This window comes from Streptomyces sp. CNB091 (genome assembly GCF_000377965.1).
The window spans coordinates 1-14933 of the sequence record NZ_KB899010.1 but is presented as its reverse complement, the minus strand read 5'-3'; the positions used below and the strand labels follow the sequence as shown (position 1 = coordinate 14933).

11 protein-coding genes and 2 pseudogenes are annotated in these 14933 nt (G+C 69.9%); 5 read left to right on the top strand and 8 right to left on the bottom strand.

Features of this window, described 5'->3' with window-relative positions; genetic code table 11:
* Window positions 1–162 precede the first annotated feature (162 nt).
* Entirely contained in the window at window positions 163–1200 is a 1038-nt protein-coding gene (locus D581_RS0130585; RefSeq protein ID WP_018960925.1) for an endonuclease/exonuclease/phosphatase family protein, read from the bottom strand.
* A 255-nt stretch (window positions 1201–1455) separates the two neighbouring features.
* Window positions 1456–2055, bottom strand: coding sequence for a hypothetical protein (locus tag D581_RS0130580; protein WP_026291054.1), 600 nt, complete (start codon window positions 2053–2055; stop codon window positions 1456–1458).
* Window positions 2056–2444: 389 nt separating this feature from the next.
* On the opposite strand from D581_RS0130580, the gene D581_RS1000000141425 reads away from it, so the two are divergent.
* The gene (locus tag D581_RS1000000141425; RefSeq protein ID WP_469226728.1) at window positions 2445–2777 is read left to right on the top strand and encodes an alkaline phosphatase PhoX; all 333 of its coding nucleotides are present in this window, start codon (window positions 2445–2447) and stop codon (window positions 2775–2777) included.
* Between the two features lie 186 nt (window positions 2778–2963).
* On the opposite strand, the gene D581_RS1000000142335 is transcribed toward D581_RS1000000141425, so the two are convergent.
* The gene (locus D581_RS1000000142335) at window positions 2964–3209 is read right to left on the bottom strand and encodes a hypothetical protein (RefSeq protein WP_469226771.1); all 246 of its coding nucleotides are present in this window, start codon (window positions 3207–3209) and stop codon (window positions 2964–2966) included.
* Between the two features lie 669 nt (window positions 3210–3878).
* Here D581_RS1000000142335 and D581_RS0130560 point away from each other — a divergent pair.
* Complete coding sequence (locus D581_RS0130560; protein WP_026290261.1) at window positions 3879–4904, top strand: hypothetical protein; 1026 nt, start codon at window positions 3879–3881, stop codon at window positions 4902–4904.
* 160 nt (window positions 4905–5064) lie between these two features.
* Here D581_RS0130560 and D581_RS0130555 read toward each other — a convergent pair whose 3' ends face one another.
* The 3 genes from D581_RS0130555 to D581_RS0130540 form a co-directional block, all read right to left on the bottom strand.
* On the bottom strand, window positions 5065–5721 hold the full coding sequence (locus D581_RS0130555) for a DUF5701 family protein (RefSeq protein ID WP_026290260.1): 657 nt from the start codon (window positions 5719–5721) through the stop codon (window positions 5065–5067).
* Between the two features lie 1467 nt (window positions 5722–7188).
* Window positions 7189–7314, bottom strand: coding sequence for a hypothetical protein (locus D581_RS1000000142330; protein ID WP_018956347.1), 126 nt, complete (start codon window positions 7312–7314; stop codon window positions 7189–7191).
* A gap of 83 nt (window positions 7315–7397) precedes the next feature.
* On the bottom strand, window positions 7398–7991 hold the full coding sequence (locus D581_RS0130540) for a DinB family protein (protein WP_018956346.1): 594 nt from the start codon (window positions 7989–7991) through the stop codon (window positions 7398–7400).
* A 587-nt stretch (window positions 7992–8578) separates the two neighbouring features.
* On the opposite strand from D581_RS0130540, the gene rph reads away from it, so the two are divergent.
* The gene (gene rph / locus D581_RS0130535; protein ID WP_018956345.1) at window positions 8579–11230 is read left to right on the top strand and encodes a rifamycin-inactivating phosphotransferase; all 2652 of its coding nucleotides are present in this window, start codon (window positions 8579–8581) and stop codon (window positions 11228–11230) included.
* Between the two features lie 73 nt (window positions 11231–11303).
* Here the strand turns inward: rph and D581_RS0130530 are convergent, their stop codons facing one another.
* The gene (locus D581_RS0130530) at window positions 11304–12014 is read right to left on the bottom strand and encodes an SDR family oxidoreductase (RefSeq protein ID WP_063738195.1); all 711 of its coding nucleotides are present in this window, start codon (window positions 12012–12014) and stop codon (window positions 11304–11306) included.
* Window positions 12014–12319 (bottom strand): annotated as a pseudogene (locus D581_RS01000000137965) (restriction endonuclease); the annotation flags it as partial. The pseudogene D581_RS01000000137965 and the gene D581_RS0130530, both read right to left, overlap by 1 nt.
* A 727-nt stretch (window positions 12320–13046) precedes the next feature.
* Here D581_RS01000000137965 and D581_RS0130520 point away from each other — a divergent pair.
* Together D581_RS0130520 and D581_RS1000000138730 are read left to right on the top strand one after the other, a co-directional pair.
* Window positions 13047–13649, top strand: coding sequence for a helix-turn-helix domain-containing protein (locus tag D581_RS0130520; protein ID WP_026290259.1), 603 nt, complete (start codon window positions 13047–13049; stop codon window positions 13647–13649).
* Between the two features lie 22 nt (window positions 13650–13671).
* Window positions 13672–14933, top strand: a pseudogene (locus D581_RS1000000138730) (hypothetical protein); the annotation flags it as partial.

Genomic DNA, 14933 nt, shown 5'->3' with positions numbered 1-14933 from the left:
CGGCGGTTTCCTGGGCTGCCCGGTCGAATCGGAGCGGAGCTCCGCGCAGGGTGCCGGCCACTGTGTCCGCACCCTTCACCGGCCTCTCGACGGCGCGCTCCAGCATGGGAGGGCGCGTCGCACCGGTCAGCGCACCGACGGCACACGCTGCGGAACCGGGGTTCACGACGATCGACTCCGTTCCCCGTCCTTCTCCGGCAGCAGCGCGAGCACCGCGACGACGGCGCGGTGATCTGTTCCGGGCACGGTTCGCTCGCCCACCGAGACCCCTGCCAGACCGGGACCGTGCAGGACGTGATCCAGCTGGACCACGGGTGGGAGGAGGGCACGGCCGACGGGCCACGTGGGAGCCCACCCGTGGCCGAGTTCGGCATGCGTGTCCGTGAGGCCGGCCGAGAGCAGGTCCCGCATCGGAGTGTGGTCGAGGGAAGCGTTGAAGTCACCCAGGAACACGGTGTCCGGGCCCGCGCGCCGCGCCAGGGAGGTGAGCGCGGCCATGTCCCGGGTCCACCGCTCCGGGCTCCCGAGGGGGTAGTAGGTGTGCACCGCCACGAACCGCACGCTACGTCCGCCGACCGCGACCTCGGCGACGGTCTGGGGCCAGGCGGTGTCGGCACGAGTGGTACCGGCTTCGCCGATCGGGAGCCGTGAGTAGACCGAGGAGTCGTACTCGGGGTGGAGTTCCTGGTGCGGCAGCAACGCGCCCAGGCCCGCCCTGTCGAGGGCTTCCACGCCGCCCGGCGGCATCTGCTGCACCGCCAGAACATCGATCCGCTCCGTACGGACCAGCCGCACCACTGCCTGGGCGTCGGCGGCGCCTCGGTCGGTGTTGAGGGTGGCCACACGCAGCTCAACCGCGCGTTCCGGCACCTGCGGGCCATCAGGTAGGAACCGCGGGGCCAGCAGCACCGCGTGAGCGACCACCAGGGCCGCGGTGCCGGCCAGGGCCCATCGGGACCGCAGCGCGGGAACGGCGGCCATCAGCAACAGCACCAGTACACCGATGACGGTCGTCCAGGGAAAGAACACCATCGGCATCGCCAGCGGTGTTCCGGCGTCGAGTCCCGTCAGCCGGACGACGAGCAGAGCGGCCGGCGGGACGAGCGCGACCCCGCAGCCCAGCAGCCCCCATCGCCGTCCGCCACCACCGGCCCGCCGCCGTCTCTCGGCGGGCGGGGCTTCTGTAGCCGTGTGCGTCACTTGTTCCCATCCTGGAGTCGTGCCCGGTGGACTGAAGGTGATGGCCGGATCCCGGACGGAGACGTCTGTGCATGCTGCATGGTTCCGCGGGTTCCGGTTCTGTCCTGGCCGCCGGGGAGCTGTTCGACGGCCTCGCAGGCGGGCCAACTCTCAAGAAGCCCGGAGAGCCGGGAGCAGGGGGCGCTCGCTCCACGAGGAAGAGCCCGTCAGCGTACTGACGGGCTCCCACGGCATTGCAGCTAACCTGCCATCAGGTCAGATCGTCGGCGTCTCGTCGATGATCTCCTTGTGCGGTTCGACGACGAACTTCCAGCCCTCGCTGGGCTCGAGGAACCGCACTCGAGTCGGGAAAATGTCCAGGGCGCGGCGGTCGCGATTCTGGCTGTTCGCGTTCTTGCGTCCCCGGGCCGGCTCCTCGTACAGGTCGACCTTGACGTTCGGTACTTCGACGACTTCCTCGCTCCAACGCTGGACGACCCCCGCGCCGAATGCTTCCCGGGCCGCGGAATAGAGAGACTCCAGGGACTCCTTGCTTCCGCCGGGAACGAAGAGGGCCAGGTTCAGAAGAACGCCGGCACTCTGGAGAACCTCAATTACCTCTCCTGCCTTGTCTGCAATCCAGATGCCGCCCTCTTCGGCACTGTCGGGGAGGACGTGAACCTCCTCGCCGAATGCCGTCCGTACCGTGAAGGACCCACCCTCGAAACTCTTTCCCGATTTCGTAAGGAAAGCCGGTGCGTAACAGTCGGGGGAAACGCCATCCATGCTTGCCGGGACGAAGACACCGTCCTGGGGGCTCAAACCTGAAGTCTCCTCGGCCGTAAGACGCCGAGCCGTAAGCTTCTCGGTATTCACGCCATTCCCCTTTTATCGCGTCGTTCTGATAAATCATCAAGACTCTATCATGGAAAGGGCCGAAGGCTGCCCTTAGGTGCCCCACGCAGGCAATGAAGCCAGTCATGGAGAAATCGGTCGGCATACGGGCCGTCCGCAGTCTAAGGTGTACGCCCGGACAAAATGGGGACCTGTGTTGCGGCAAGCTCCGCTACGCCGTCGAGCAGACCTTCTCCCTACCCCACCCGTGCAAGTACTTGATTGCCACTGGCTCCGTTCTCATGCATGTTGACGTCGGTTCACGCATGTAACCCGAAGGGCGGTTGATGTATCGGAGCGGCGATTACCATTAATCCTGAGCGGTCAGCATTCCGGCCGCTCACCGGAGACCTGCTTATTCCGATGTGGTAATGCCTGCGCCGGACACGCACCCCATACCTCGGGAAACCGCTACTTCGGCAGCGTGCTGCGCGAGTCCATCTCCCGCAGAATCCTGCTCGGTGCCGGGGCCGTCGCTCTCGCCGCTCCGGTCATCCCCTCCACCGCGCCGACCGCCGCTGCCAGGAGCACCGCCGCGGGAGCCCTCTCCGGATCGCGGGGACCGCGTCACCGTCCTCGAGGGTTTCGCGTACGACGTGCTCCTACGCTGGGGAGGCCCGGTGCTCGCCGGGGCCCCGCCCTTCGACTTCGGCAACCAGACCGAAATGGCGCAGTCCGGCCAGTTCGGCCCGAACAACGAGTAATCGCTGCCAAGAGGCCGCCTGGCTCTGTCGATGACGAAGAGCAGCGCTTCTCGGGCGGTTCGGGAGGCGCTGCCCGCGTCGGATATCGATGGCTTCGGACAGCAGCTTGGTGCCGACGCACTGACGGCGGCAGCACCAACCCCACCGGGTGAGGACCGCTACTCATCTTCCGCACATCGCGTCGGCCTATGCCATGAACTCGTAGCCGAAGATGCCTCGGCCGCCAGCGAAGAGTGCGCGACTGCCGGGATGCCAGATCACGGATTCAAGGTCGCTGTCAGTTCGCATGCTGGTGAGGCGTTTGCCTGTCGTGGAGTCCCAGACGGAGATGGTGTTGTCGGCCGCTCTGGCGAGGTACTTGCCATCTGGGCTGAAGACCGCGGCCCTGGCCCTGGCTCCGCGAAACCTGTGAACGACGGCTTCTGTCGCGATGTCGATTGCTCGGAAGCCGGTGGCCTCGGGGCCGCGGGGTGCCGGGGTGCCGGGGCCGCGGGGGTGCCGGGGGTTCGTTGACGCGGAGGGGATGTGTTTGTGTGCCGTCTGTCACGCGCCGCGGTCAGGCGTCGGGAGCCGTGTAGTCGTTGTCCGCTCGTTCTTGCGGTGGCCTGCCCGGTGGGGCAGGCCCGGGGTGGGGTGGTGTGCGGGGGACCCAGGTCTGATCGGTGTCCGTGGTCTCGTCGTCGTCCCGGGCGAACGGATGTCCGGCTGCCGGGTGTGGTGCCCTACCGGCAGGCGGTGCCGGACGGTCCGTACGAGGCGTTCGCCGCTCGCCTGGACGATGGACGGGTCATCGTCGTTACGCAGCCCACGGGCAGGCCGGTGCCCGGCGTCGTGTCTGCGTCCCCGGTGTCCCCGGTGTCCCCGCTTCTCGGGAACAGCCCGGCTTGCCGTTTCGCCGGGGGCACCAGGGCTGTCTGCGTGTTTTCCTTCGGTGAGATGCTCAACTTCACGGGGTCGGTCCACGGCTTGCCGGGGGGGATCGGGAGGGGCCTGCCGGTAACGGATCGGCGGTGGCGTTCCCCCGGGGTGGCGTTTGTGCCGGGACTCTTCGTGGGGCGGTTACGAGGGCTGTTGTCAGAGGTGATGGGCAAGATTGCGGCCATGAATGTCACTCCTGTCACTCCGCCGCGTCCGGTCGACGTTGCCGCGGTCTTTCCTCAACTGGTGCCGCTGGCGCGCACGGCGACCCGTCTGCACCCCCGCCCCGGGGGGCCGACGCGGCACGACAGCTCGGTCGGCGGGCCGCTGCTGTGGCCTGCTGAGGAGCCGTGGCCGCACTGCGAGGAACCGCATGTGGTGGATGGCGTCAACCGGGCCCGGCCCCCGGCGGATCTGCGGCTGGAACGGCGGATCCTCGCGGCCTCGCACGGCCGGGAGCTGACTTTGGAGGAACGGGAGACTCTCGAGCGGATCCGGCCCCCTCTGACGTATCCGGTGAGGCCGGCGGTCCAGGCGTACGACGGCCCCATAGCGATGCTGCCCGTGGCGCAGCTGTACGCACGGGATGTCCCCGATCTGAGCCCGCCGGAGGGCAAGGACCTGCTGCAGGTTCTGTGGTGCCCCTTCGATCATCCGGTCATGCCCAGGACCCTGCTCTTGTGGCGTGCGGCAGCCGCCGTCGCCGACGTCCTCGACACGCCCCCCGAGCCGCCCGCAGTGCAGTTCGACGGCTATCTACCGCAACCGTGCGTCCTCGAACCGGAGCAGATCACCGAGTACCCCGACCATCTGGAGCTGAGCGGAGAACTGCGGGAGCAGCTCAGGCAATGGAGTGTGCCGCAGGCAGCAGAGGAGGACATGGACCCGGAAACGTACTACGACTGTGTGCTGTCCAACGCACCCGGCTGGAAAGTCGGCGGCTGGCCCGCTTGGAACTCCACCGACCCCAGCTCGCAGCCCTGCTCCGAGTGCGGCACCGGCATGGAGGTCCTGATGACCGTCGCCACGTTCGAGGAAGGGGACGACGCCGGGAACAGCTGGTCTCCGCACCCCCACCCAGGTGCTGGACCGTACCCCGGCCACCGCGGCTACAACGCGACCGGGGTCCAGATAGGCAGTGGCTACCGACAGCACCTGTTCGTCTGCCCGGCGGAGCCCGAGCATCCGCACATCGAGTTGATGACGTAGCCCGTCCGCGGGGTGCAGCCGGGGCGTCACGGTGAGGGCGTGCCGTGACGCCGGGTGGCTCAGGGGGCCTGCCTGCGGCCCGATATCCGAGCAGGGAAGCAGGCCGTCCCTGACCGACCGCGACGCATCGCAGATGGGTCAACAGCAGGGCGAGCGGGCGCTACTGGCCCTCGCGGCCCGTGGCGGAGGCGAATCCCAGCCACGTATGGCGGTTGCCCCACCAGCACCAGCCGACCTTGGGGGCGTTACGCCGCTCCTTGCCGTCCCGTCCGGTGCCGTTGCTGATCCAGAGTGCCGGGGTACGTGCGTCCAGGACGCCGTTCGCCTTGCGCAGCCGGGACCCGATGGTCATGAAGCAGAGGTTCCGCTCAAGTACTGCCGGCTGCTGCAGGACCCAGTGGATGCCCTCGGTGAGTACCAGGGGGGTGCGGCCCTCCTCGGTGAGGGCGGGCAACGCCTCTTCGGGGCTCCAGTTGGCCATGTGGTCGCCGCGGTCGGGTCCGGCGACGAAATAGAGAGGCGCGTGGGGAAGTTCGACCGTGTCGGGGGCGAACAGGTCGACGTCGGGCATGTCGACGACGACGAAGCCGGGCTTGCCGTCGCGCAGGAGCAGTGGCGCGAGGGCGGAGGCGGGGGCGCGCTCCGGATGGACGGCGAGCAGGACGTCACGGCCCTGCCCGGCCGTCCGGGCGAACGCGCGGATGTCCTCGGCGGGAATCTCCGCGATCTCGTGCACCCCGAGCTGGATCAGGCGCTCCGCCTGGGCGGAGGGCGACGGGAGCGGGTGCACGGTGTCGGCAGTGGAAGTATCGGGCAAGGCGGTTCCTCGGGTTCACGGTTCACGGTAGGGGCCGGAGGTCGAACGAGGGAGTTCGCCGAAGTGTTCCCTGCGCGGCCGCCTCCCCTCCGGGCGGGCCCGTTTCCGTGCTGCCGCCCCGTCGTCGGCGGGTATGCGGGCGATCCGCCGTTCACCCGGGGCCCCGGGACGCCCTGCCGGCTTTCCCTGCCGGCCGTCCGCCGGCCCGCCGATGGGTTCCTTCCGGGGCCCTCTCCACCGCGCCCGCCGCACTCGCACCTCGTCGCCCCCGCCGCTGCGCGCACACCGTTTTGCCACGCCTGCTGGCCCGGTTCCGCCGGGCAGGGCAGATCCCGTGCAGGGTGCTGCCCGGTGGTGAGCCCGTGCCTGTTCGTCTCCAGCGGGGTCGTACGGGTTCGTGGGCTCGCGGGATGGCGGAGATCAACGGGGTGGCCGAACGTGTTGCGGCGCGGGGCGGAGCCTCGACGAGGAGCGGAAGCCCCTGGCCGAGCGGCTCGACGCGGTCCGTGCCGAGCGCGAGGAACTCGTGGTGGCGATAGCGTGCGGGAACGGATGCACGCCCGACTGGAGGCCGGGAGACCGTCGGCGCAGGCAGCGACGGTGGGCGGGCGCGGTGTGCTGCTGGTCCCGCACCGGGAGGCGGGCGCGGGCGAGGAGGTCCTGCCGCCGGACTGCCAGCGGCTCACGAAGACCGAGCGGAACTCTCTCCGGTGGCCTCATCCGGGTCAAGGGCGTCGGGGCGTCGGGCTTGGCGTCGAGGCCGAGGCGAAGAGCCGGCTGGAGCCGCTGTGCGGCAGGTTGAGCAAGCTCGCCGGGCGGGGGCCGGCTGCGTGAACTGCCTGGCGCACGCTTCCAGATCGCACCGTAGGTACGAGAACCGCGCCCGTAACCGGCGTGCCCCCGGCTGCCGTTGGCTCGGCGTGTGTGTGAAGAGGGTCAACGAGCCCGCCGGGACCACCGGCTTCCCTGTCTACCGGCGTCGCCTGCCGGTGTCCCGAAGAACCGACGAGTACAGCACCGATCTGCTGAGCCGTCACCTGAAGGGGATCGGATCGCGCCGGCGAGCCCTGCCGCCCGGCCGGATCGTGATCATCGTGCTTGCCGTGCTCCGCCACGACCAGCGCACCGCGGACATGTCTGGCCACACCACCGTCGGCGGCGCCACCGTCGGCCACACCACCGTCGGCCACACCACCGTCGGCGGCACCACCGTGCGCCGCTGGCGCGACGAGCTGGTACCCGTGCTCGCCGCCCGCGCACCTCGTTCGGACCGCATGCAAGGAGATCGCGAAGGGTGGCGAGATCGTCCTCATCGACGGCACCCTGATCCCCACCGCCCGTCGCACCGGTGCCGCGAACCGGCCCAACTACTACGGCAAACACCGCCGTCACGGCCTGTATTCTCTCGCCCTCACCGACGAGAAGGGCCCGCCCGACCGGGATCTCCGCGGCCCGTCCCGGCCGCACTCACGACATCACCGCCGCCCGCCGCCCGCCGCCCGCCGCGATCACGTCCTCACCCACCTGCGCGCGGCCGGCTTCTCCGCCCTGGCCGGCCTCGGCTTCCTCAGTCTCACCGAAGACAGCGGCCACCCGGTGATCGTCACCGGCTGCACGGCCGCCCGCGCGACCGGCCTTGTGCGCGCGATGTCCTGGTCCTCTCGAACCTCGAGCTCTCACGTTTCCGGATGGCCGGTCATATTTCGGCGCGGTACGGCTCCGTCCTGCCAACGGTAGAGGTCGCGCAGCAGGGAAACCTCGGCGCCGTGATGGATCAGCTCCCTGTTGACGTGCAGGACCCTGTTCTCCATGGGAAACCGCTCGGGGCCCGCCGTAGGCGGATTGTCCAGGTCAGCGTCCGAGAGTCCGCGGACCCCCGCGTCCCATCTCCCGTACATCTCATCGAGTTGTTTCAGCGCCTTGTCAGCGGTCCCCGCGTAGACGACTGCCCGGGACTCGAGGTCCTGGCCGCCGAAGTACCACCCGGCCCGACAGCCCAGGCAGGAGACGATGATGTGCGCCAGCCGCCAGGCGATCGTGGTCACCGGCGCAGGCACCGGGGCAGGGGACGCGAGGTCCGTCGTCCATTCCCCCGGACCTTCCGGCATCGGTGCGGCCGACGTGCCGCGGGGGCGGATGCTCCAGCAACCGCGCACCGGCTCCCAGAAGTACTCCTCGTCGGTAAGGCCTTCCAGCCGTGGCCGCAGGTTCCTGCTCCAGTACCAGTCCAACTGGTCCGCGAGTCGCTCGCTTCTGTCATTTCCGCACATTACCTACAACGGAGACCTGGCTGTGCTCCTCGCGGACGCCGTCGCGGGCCGTGGGCCGCGAGACGTACCGCACCGGGAGGTGACTGCGGGTTCTGCAGTGTCCTTCCGGCCGTGTCGCCGCGAGCGGTTCGGCCTCGACCGATGACACGGCGGGTGACCATGACCGCAGAGGCCCGCCGGGATCGGCATGACCATCCCGGTCGAGCGCCACGCCGGAGCTTCCGATCTGCGTGTTCGAAGATGGCGAGGACACCGTGAACGCGGAGGAATGGCCCGGCGCTCGGGGAGCCCAACAGCGAAGGCAAGGAGAGAGACCTCTCCTTGCCACTCTCAACGTATAGCTCACCGGGGGGCTTGCGGCAAGACCCCGGTGACGGCGCAGAATCCTCGGGTCGATGCCACCACCGGCGGGAACGGTGACACGACGTGCGCCGGCCGGCCGGGAGGATCCGCCGGTCCATTCGTCGGAGGGAAGACAACCAGGAATGAGTACGTGCCCGGCACGGGGTTCGACAGAGGGCGAGGCCCGGGTGATCCGGCCGGCCGCCGCAGTGCAACGGAATACGACCGCTCCGAAAGGTGTCGCGATGACGGACCCGTACGTGCTGGACCTCGGCGAGGTCGACGAGACGCGTGTCGCGGCCGTCGGCGGCAAGGGCGCACACCTGGGCGGGTTGTCGCGGATCGAAGGCATCCGCGTGCCGGACGGCTTCTGCGTGACGACGGACGCCTTCCGGCGGGCCATGGCGCAAGTCCCGTCGATCGACGAACGGCTCGATGAGCTGTCGCGGCTGAACCCGGAGGACCTGGAGGCGATCCGCACGCTCAGCGCACGGATCCGCCGCATGATCGGGGAGATCGCCGTCCCGGGTGACATCGCGGCGGCGATCACCGGCTCGATCGCCCGGTTCGGCGGGCAAGCCGCGTACGCCGTCCGGTCCAGCGCGACGGCGGAGGACCTGCCGACGGCCTCCTTCGCCGGCCAGCAGGACACGTATCTCAACGTCCTGGGGCCGATCGCGGTCCTCCACCACATCAGCCGGTGCTGGGCCTCGATGTTCACCGAGCGGGCCGTCGTCTACCGACAGCAAAACGGCATCGACCACCGTACGGTCCACATGGCCGTGGTCGTGCAGCGGATGGTCTTCCCGCACGCGTCCGGCATCCTGTTCACGGCCGACCCCGTCACCGGAAACCGGAAGGCCGCCACCGTGGACGCCGGCTTCGGCCTCGGCGAGGCCCTGGTCTGCGGCCTGGTGAACCCGGACGTCTTCACGGTCCGGGACGGCGAAGTCGTCACCAGGACCATCGCCGCCAAGGAGCGCGCCATCCACGCCCTGCCCACCGGCGGTACGCGTAAAGCGCCGGTCGACGCACGACAGCGGGAGCGGCCGGCGCTGACGGACGAGCAGGCCGTCCGCCTGGTGGGGTTCGGCCGCAGTATCGAAGCGCACTTCGGCCGCCCGCAGGACATCGAATGGTGCTTGGTCGACGACGGCTTCCGGTTCGTGCAGAGCAGGCCGATCACCACCCTCTTCCCCCTCCCCGCCATCGAGAACGGCGACAAGGGCGACGGCGGGGAGAACGCCGACGGGGACGACGGGGCCAATCGCGTCTACGTCTCCGTCGGCCACCAGCAGATGATGACCGACCCCATGAAGCCCCTCGGGTACTCCATGTGGCAGCTGACGGCCCTGGTGCCGATGCACGAGGCCGGCGGGCGGCTGTTCGTCGACGTCACCCCGCGCCTGGCGTCGCCCACGAGCCGCGACGGCCTCCTGGACGCCATGGGGAAGGGCGATCCGCTGGTCAGGGACGCGCTGGAGACCGTCCTGGAGCGCGACGGCTTCGTCCCCCCGCTCCCGGACGCGGCGGCCCCCGCCGGTGCGCCGTCCACCGGTGCGCCCGCTCCGATCGAGACCGATCCATCCGTCGTCACCGAGCTGATCGAGCGCAGCCGGACGTCCATCGCCGCCCTGGAACGTGACATCCGGACGAAGGAGGGTCCGGCGCTGTTCGACTTCCTGCTGGAGGCCTTCGAGGAGCACAAGCGGGTTCTGGCCGATCCGCTGAGCATGCGGGCGCTCATGGCGGGGACGGACGCCACCTGGTGGCTCAACGACAGGCTGCGGGAGTGGCTGGGCGAGAGGAACGCCGCGGACACCCTGACGCTGTCGGCCCCCGGCAACGTCACGTCGGAGATGGGACTGGCGCTGCTCGACGTCGCGGACGTGATCCGCCCGCTGCCCAAGGTGCTGGCCTTCCTGCGGGACGCCGAGCACCTTGAGGACGCCACCTTCCTGGACGAACTGGCGAAGATTGAGGGCGGAGGCGCGGCACGGGAGGCCATCGAGGCGTACCTCGACCGGTACGGCATGCGCTGCGGCGGCGAGATCGACATCACCCGGCCGCGATGGCGCGAGCGCCCCACCACGCTCGTTCCCGTGATCCTCGACCACGTGCGGAACTTCGGGCCGGGCGCCGCCGAGCAGCGCTTCGAACAGGGCCGGCGCAAGGCCCGGCACAAGGAACAGGACGTGCTGTCACGGCTGCGGGCCCTGCCGGACGGGGACCGGAAGGCCGACGAGACCCAGCGGATGATCGACCGGGTCAGGACCTTCATCGGATACCGGGAGTACCCGAAGTACGGCATCGTCAGCCGCTACTTCGTCTACAAACGGGCCCTGCTGGCGGAGGCCGGGCGACTCGTGCGGGACAAGGTGCTCAACCAGAAGGAGGACGCCTTCTACCTGACGTTCCGGGAACTCCACGAGGCCGTGCGGTCCCACCGGGCGGACGCGCGGCTCATCCAGCGGCGCAAGGAGGCGTTCCGTTCGTACCACGCGCTCACCCCGCCCCGGGTCCTCACGTCGGACGGTGAGGCCGTCACCGGCGCGTACCGGCGCGACGACGTGCCGGCCGGCGCGCTGACCGGACTGCCGGTGTCCGCGGGGACCGTCGAGGGAAGAGCCCGCGTCATCCTCGACATGGCGCAGGCCGACCTCGAAGCGGGCGACATCCTGGTCACGACCTTCACGGACCCCAGCTGGTCGCCGCTGTTCGTCGGGATCGCGGGCCTGGTGACGGAGGTCGGCGGTCTGATGACCCACGGCGCGGTGATCGCCCGGGAGTACGGCCTGCCGGCCGTCGTGGGCGTGGAGCGGGCGACCCGGCTGATCCGGGACGGGCAGCGGATCCGTGTCCACGCAACCGACGGGTACGTGGAGCTCCTGCCCTGACCGCCCGCACCGAGGTCCCGGTCTCCGACGCGGCCCGTCCGTGACGCGCCGCGTGTACCTCGGCCCGGCCGTGTCAGACGGCTGACCAGCCGTCGTCCACGGGCAGGACGGCGCCGTTGACGAAGGAAGCCGCATCGGACGCCAGCCAGACGATGGCGGCGGCCTGTTCGTCCGCCGAGCCGATGCGGCCGATGCTCGCGCCGATGAGGCTCCTGAGGACGGCGGGGCCGTGCGCTTCGGGGCGGCTGTCGACACCGATGCCCGTCGCGGTGGGTCCGGGCGCGATCACATTGGCCCGGATGCCCTGCCCGCGGTACATCACCGCCAGGTTCCTCACCGGCCCGGTGATCCCGTGCCTGGCGGCGGTGTACGCGGCCCCGGCGGCGCCGCCGCGCAGGCCGGCCTCGGAGCCGGTGAAGACCAGGCAGCCGGCGCCGGCGGTCAGCATGGGGGGGAGTACAGCGCGGGTGAGGAGGAAGGGAGCCGTCAGGTCGGCGCGCAACACCCGCTCCCACTCGGCGTCGTCGGTCTCGTGCGCCGCCGACATGCGGTCCATGATTCCCGCGTTGTTGACCAGGACATCGACCCCGCCGAACTCCGCCACCGCACGGGCCACCACGCAGTCCACCACCCGCTGCTCGGCCAGGTCCCCGACGGCCGCCAGGGCGATGCCCCCGGCGGCCGTGACCCTCCCTACGGTCTCCTCGACGCCCTCCGCGTCGCGGTCGGCCGCGAGGACCCGGTCGCCCTGCGCGGCGAAGGCCAGAGCGGCGGCCCGGCCGATGCTTTGCGTACCGGACCGGCGGTGCCCTTGACCGCGTACATGACCGAGGAGCCCACCTTCCCGCCGACGCGGGTGTGTTTGGCCTGTACCACGATCCGGCCGAGCCGCAGGTGGTCCCCTATGACATCGGCGGCCTGGTCCCCGGCACCTCCGACCCTGCGGGCCGTACAACCGTCGCGGACCAGCAGGTCCCGCAGGGCATGCTCGCAGTGCCGGTCGTCCATCGCGTCGAACTCGACGAGGGTGATCCGAAGCGCTGCCACCCGCTCTGCCTCACGGCGCCGCCGTGTGCTCGTCTGCCGCAGACCCGCGATCATCCAGCCGCTCATCCGCTTCGCGGCTTCGGGTTGCGGCGGATGTGCCCGCGTACGCGATGGAACCCGTCCGGCACCTTCGACATGCTGTTCCCCTCCCGCCGGCGGGCCGCGGAATGCGGCCCGTCCTATAAGGAATTGGTGCAGCAGAGGGCACGGACAAAAACTGGTGGATCCTTACGAGGCACAGTCCGGCAAAGCTTCGATCAAGCCACCACAGGGTTCCCAACCCTGCCGTCCCGGCTCTCCATGCTCCAGGCGGCTTCACTTCGGGCGACCTGCGTCCCGGCTCCCTGCCACCCCTGCCCTCACCCCACAGGTGGTCCGGCACCCGGCACCCCAGTGAAGCCCTCCCACCTGCACACTTGATGGTCGGTGATGCCGACGGTCCAGCCATGGCGCATTGGCGAAACGCAGCAGGCGCGTACTCGCAGCCTCAGCGCGCCGGGGCCGCCTGCTCCTGACCGCCACCCCGGCGTCCGGAGGTGATGGGGTGCCGTCCCGGAAGCCACGGTCGGCCGGCCCTGTCCAGCGTCCGGGCCGGGCGGGCACTTCCAGCCGCTCAGCGACGGACTGTACGACCAGCCGGGCCAAGGAACTTGCGGTCCCGTCCAAGGGCTACACCAACTAAAATCAGATATCTGATCAGACTTGCATGGATAGTGGGTCTGCCGATAGCGTCCAAGCGCGGCAACGCCCGGATCCGAGGAGGCAGGCCATGCTGCTGACCACCGGACAGGCCGCAGAAGAACTCGGCTGTGCGATTACCACATACCGGCGTCTCATCAGAGCAGGCGTACTGCCCGGTCTTTCCCGGCGCGGTGTTCGCGTGATGACGCCGCTTTGGGTCGTCCAGGCCCTGCACAAACGCGCCCCTGCGCCCGTGGACCGCCTGGACGCCGATCTGCTCGGGGTGCTGCGTGTCGACGCGGCACAACAAGTCCATGACACCCAGCGGAAACGGGCAGGCTACGCGCCAGACCTTGGCCCCGACGACCTCCTCAAGGGCTTGAGAGGCTGGTGGCGCTGTGATGCCGCGAGCGTGGCGGCCGGGGGAGTATTGCCGGTGACGGTGTCGGGCTACGTGGTGGCGGTCCTGACCGGCCTGGACAGGTGGGAGAAAGGCGAAGGCGGGCGGCACGCATTCCCCGATGCAGTCCTCACTGGATATGTCAGCGACCTGGCCACCCCGATAAAGCATCTGACCGCACCACGCCAGACCGACCGGGACGTCGCGGATCTCCTCCTAGGAACCCGCTTGCCCTCGCAGTCGAGCGGCGCGATCGCGTACGTCTCAACCCGTAGCAGTACCGCCAACTGACCTGCAGGCCCAAGGGATCGTGATGGACCCAAAGACCTACAACGCACAGCTGGCCGAGCTGCGGGCCCTGCGCGACGACATCAAGAAGACCCAGGCCACCCTCGCCAAACTCGAGACGGACCGCGCCCGGCAGATCACCGCGCTGGCCGGATACGAGAAGGCGAAGGCGGAGCGCATCGCGCCCGCAGCCGGACTCAGCCTCGCCGACATCGTGGCGATCGCTCCCATCCTCGCCCCCGACCAGCTCACCACCCCCGCACCAGCAGCCCCGACCGGCGCAGCCGTCGCACCCCCTGAGCCTGCCAGAGAGACAGCACCGCCCAGCGGTCCCGAACCTGCACAGGAGCAGGTCCCGTCCCGGGCGGGCACGGTCGCCCCGGCCATGACCCGCCCCGCCCCTGAACCGGTAGCGGAACCCGAACTGCCCGCAGCCGCCTCTGTGCCGGCGCCGGTCGCCGCCGCTCCTCTCGCGGCCCAGGGAGCACAGCGCGCCCTGCCCGGCATCCCCGAAGGCCCTGATGGGGACCGTTGGTTCGCCCACACCGCGAACCTCGCCTCCACCCACCCGAACTTCACCCAGCAGGCCCGCAGCACTGTCTTCCTCGACACGCATACCGGTGTGCTGGTCCACCGCGACCAGACGTTCCGCATCGACCTGCCGACCGCCAGCGCCGCGGAAATCCTGAACACCGTCTTCCACGTCCTGCCCGGCGGCGTCGAGCGGATCTACATCACCGCAGGAGCCCCCTGGCACCGGCAGGCCGACCAGCACCCCTTCCTCAAGGACACCGTCGGAGCCTGGCTGAACGCCCCGACACCCGGCTGGCGCACGGACACCGGCCGCGGCCGGGACCGGATGGCCGGCCACTTCGTCCACCCCCGCAACCCCGTCGGCCGCTACCAGCGCGAACACGGCGAGCAGCACGTCGAGATCCGGTCGGCGGGGGAGTGGTTCGATACCGAAGGCACCGAGCCCGCCGTCATCCGTGACGCGTTCGTCCTGCTGTGGAAAGCCCTGCGCCGCCACTGGCCCGACGCCGTCCTGATGGGCTCACCGTCTCAGACCGGCCGTGACCTGTGGACCCGCACCATCCCGACCAAGGGCCAGTACGCGGACGGCTACCCCGTCCTGTCGGAAGAACTCCGCGGCCTCTTCCACGCCACCGCGGGGCAAGGACGCACCGAACTCATCACCCGCCCCGCATTCCCGCCCAGCTCCCCGCCCTGGTCGAGTACGACCGCACCTTCGCCTACGCCAAACACACCTGGAAGTCCGGGGTCGGC

Bases quoted from the DNA above. Each gene is read 5' to 3' on its own strand.
- D581_RS1000000141425 (WP_469226728.1), top strand. From the start codon at position 2,445: ATGCCTGCGCCGGACACGCACCCCATACCTCGGGAAACCGCTACTTCG.
- D581_RS0130560 (WP_026290261.1), top strand. From the start codon at position 3,879: ATGAATGTCACTCCTGTCACTCCGCCGCGTCCGGTCGACGTTGCCGCG.
- D581_RS0130540 (WP_018956346.1), bottom strand. From the start codon at position 7,991: ATGTGCGGAAATGACAGAAGCGAGCGACTCGCGGACCAGTTGGACTGG.
- rph (WP_018956345.1), top strand. From the start codon at position 8,579: ATGACGGACCCGTACGTGCTGGACCTCGGCGAGGTCGACGAGACGCGT.
- D581_RS0130520 (WP_026290259.1), top strand. From the start codon at position 13,047: ATGCTGCTGACCACCGGACAGGCCGCAGAAGAACTCGGCTGTGCGATT.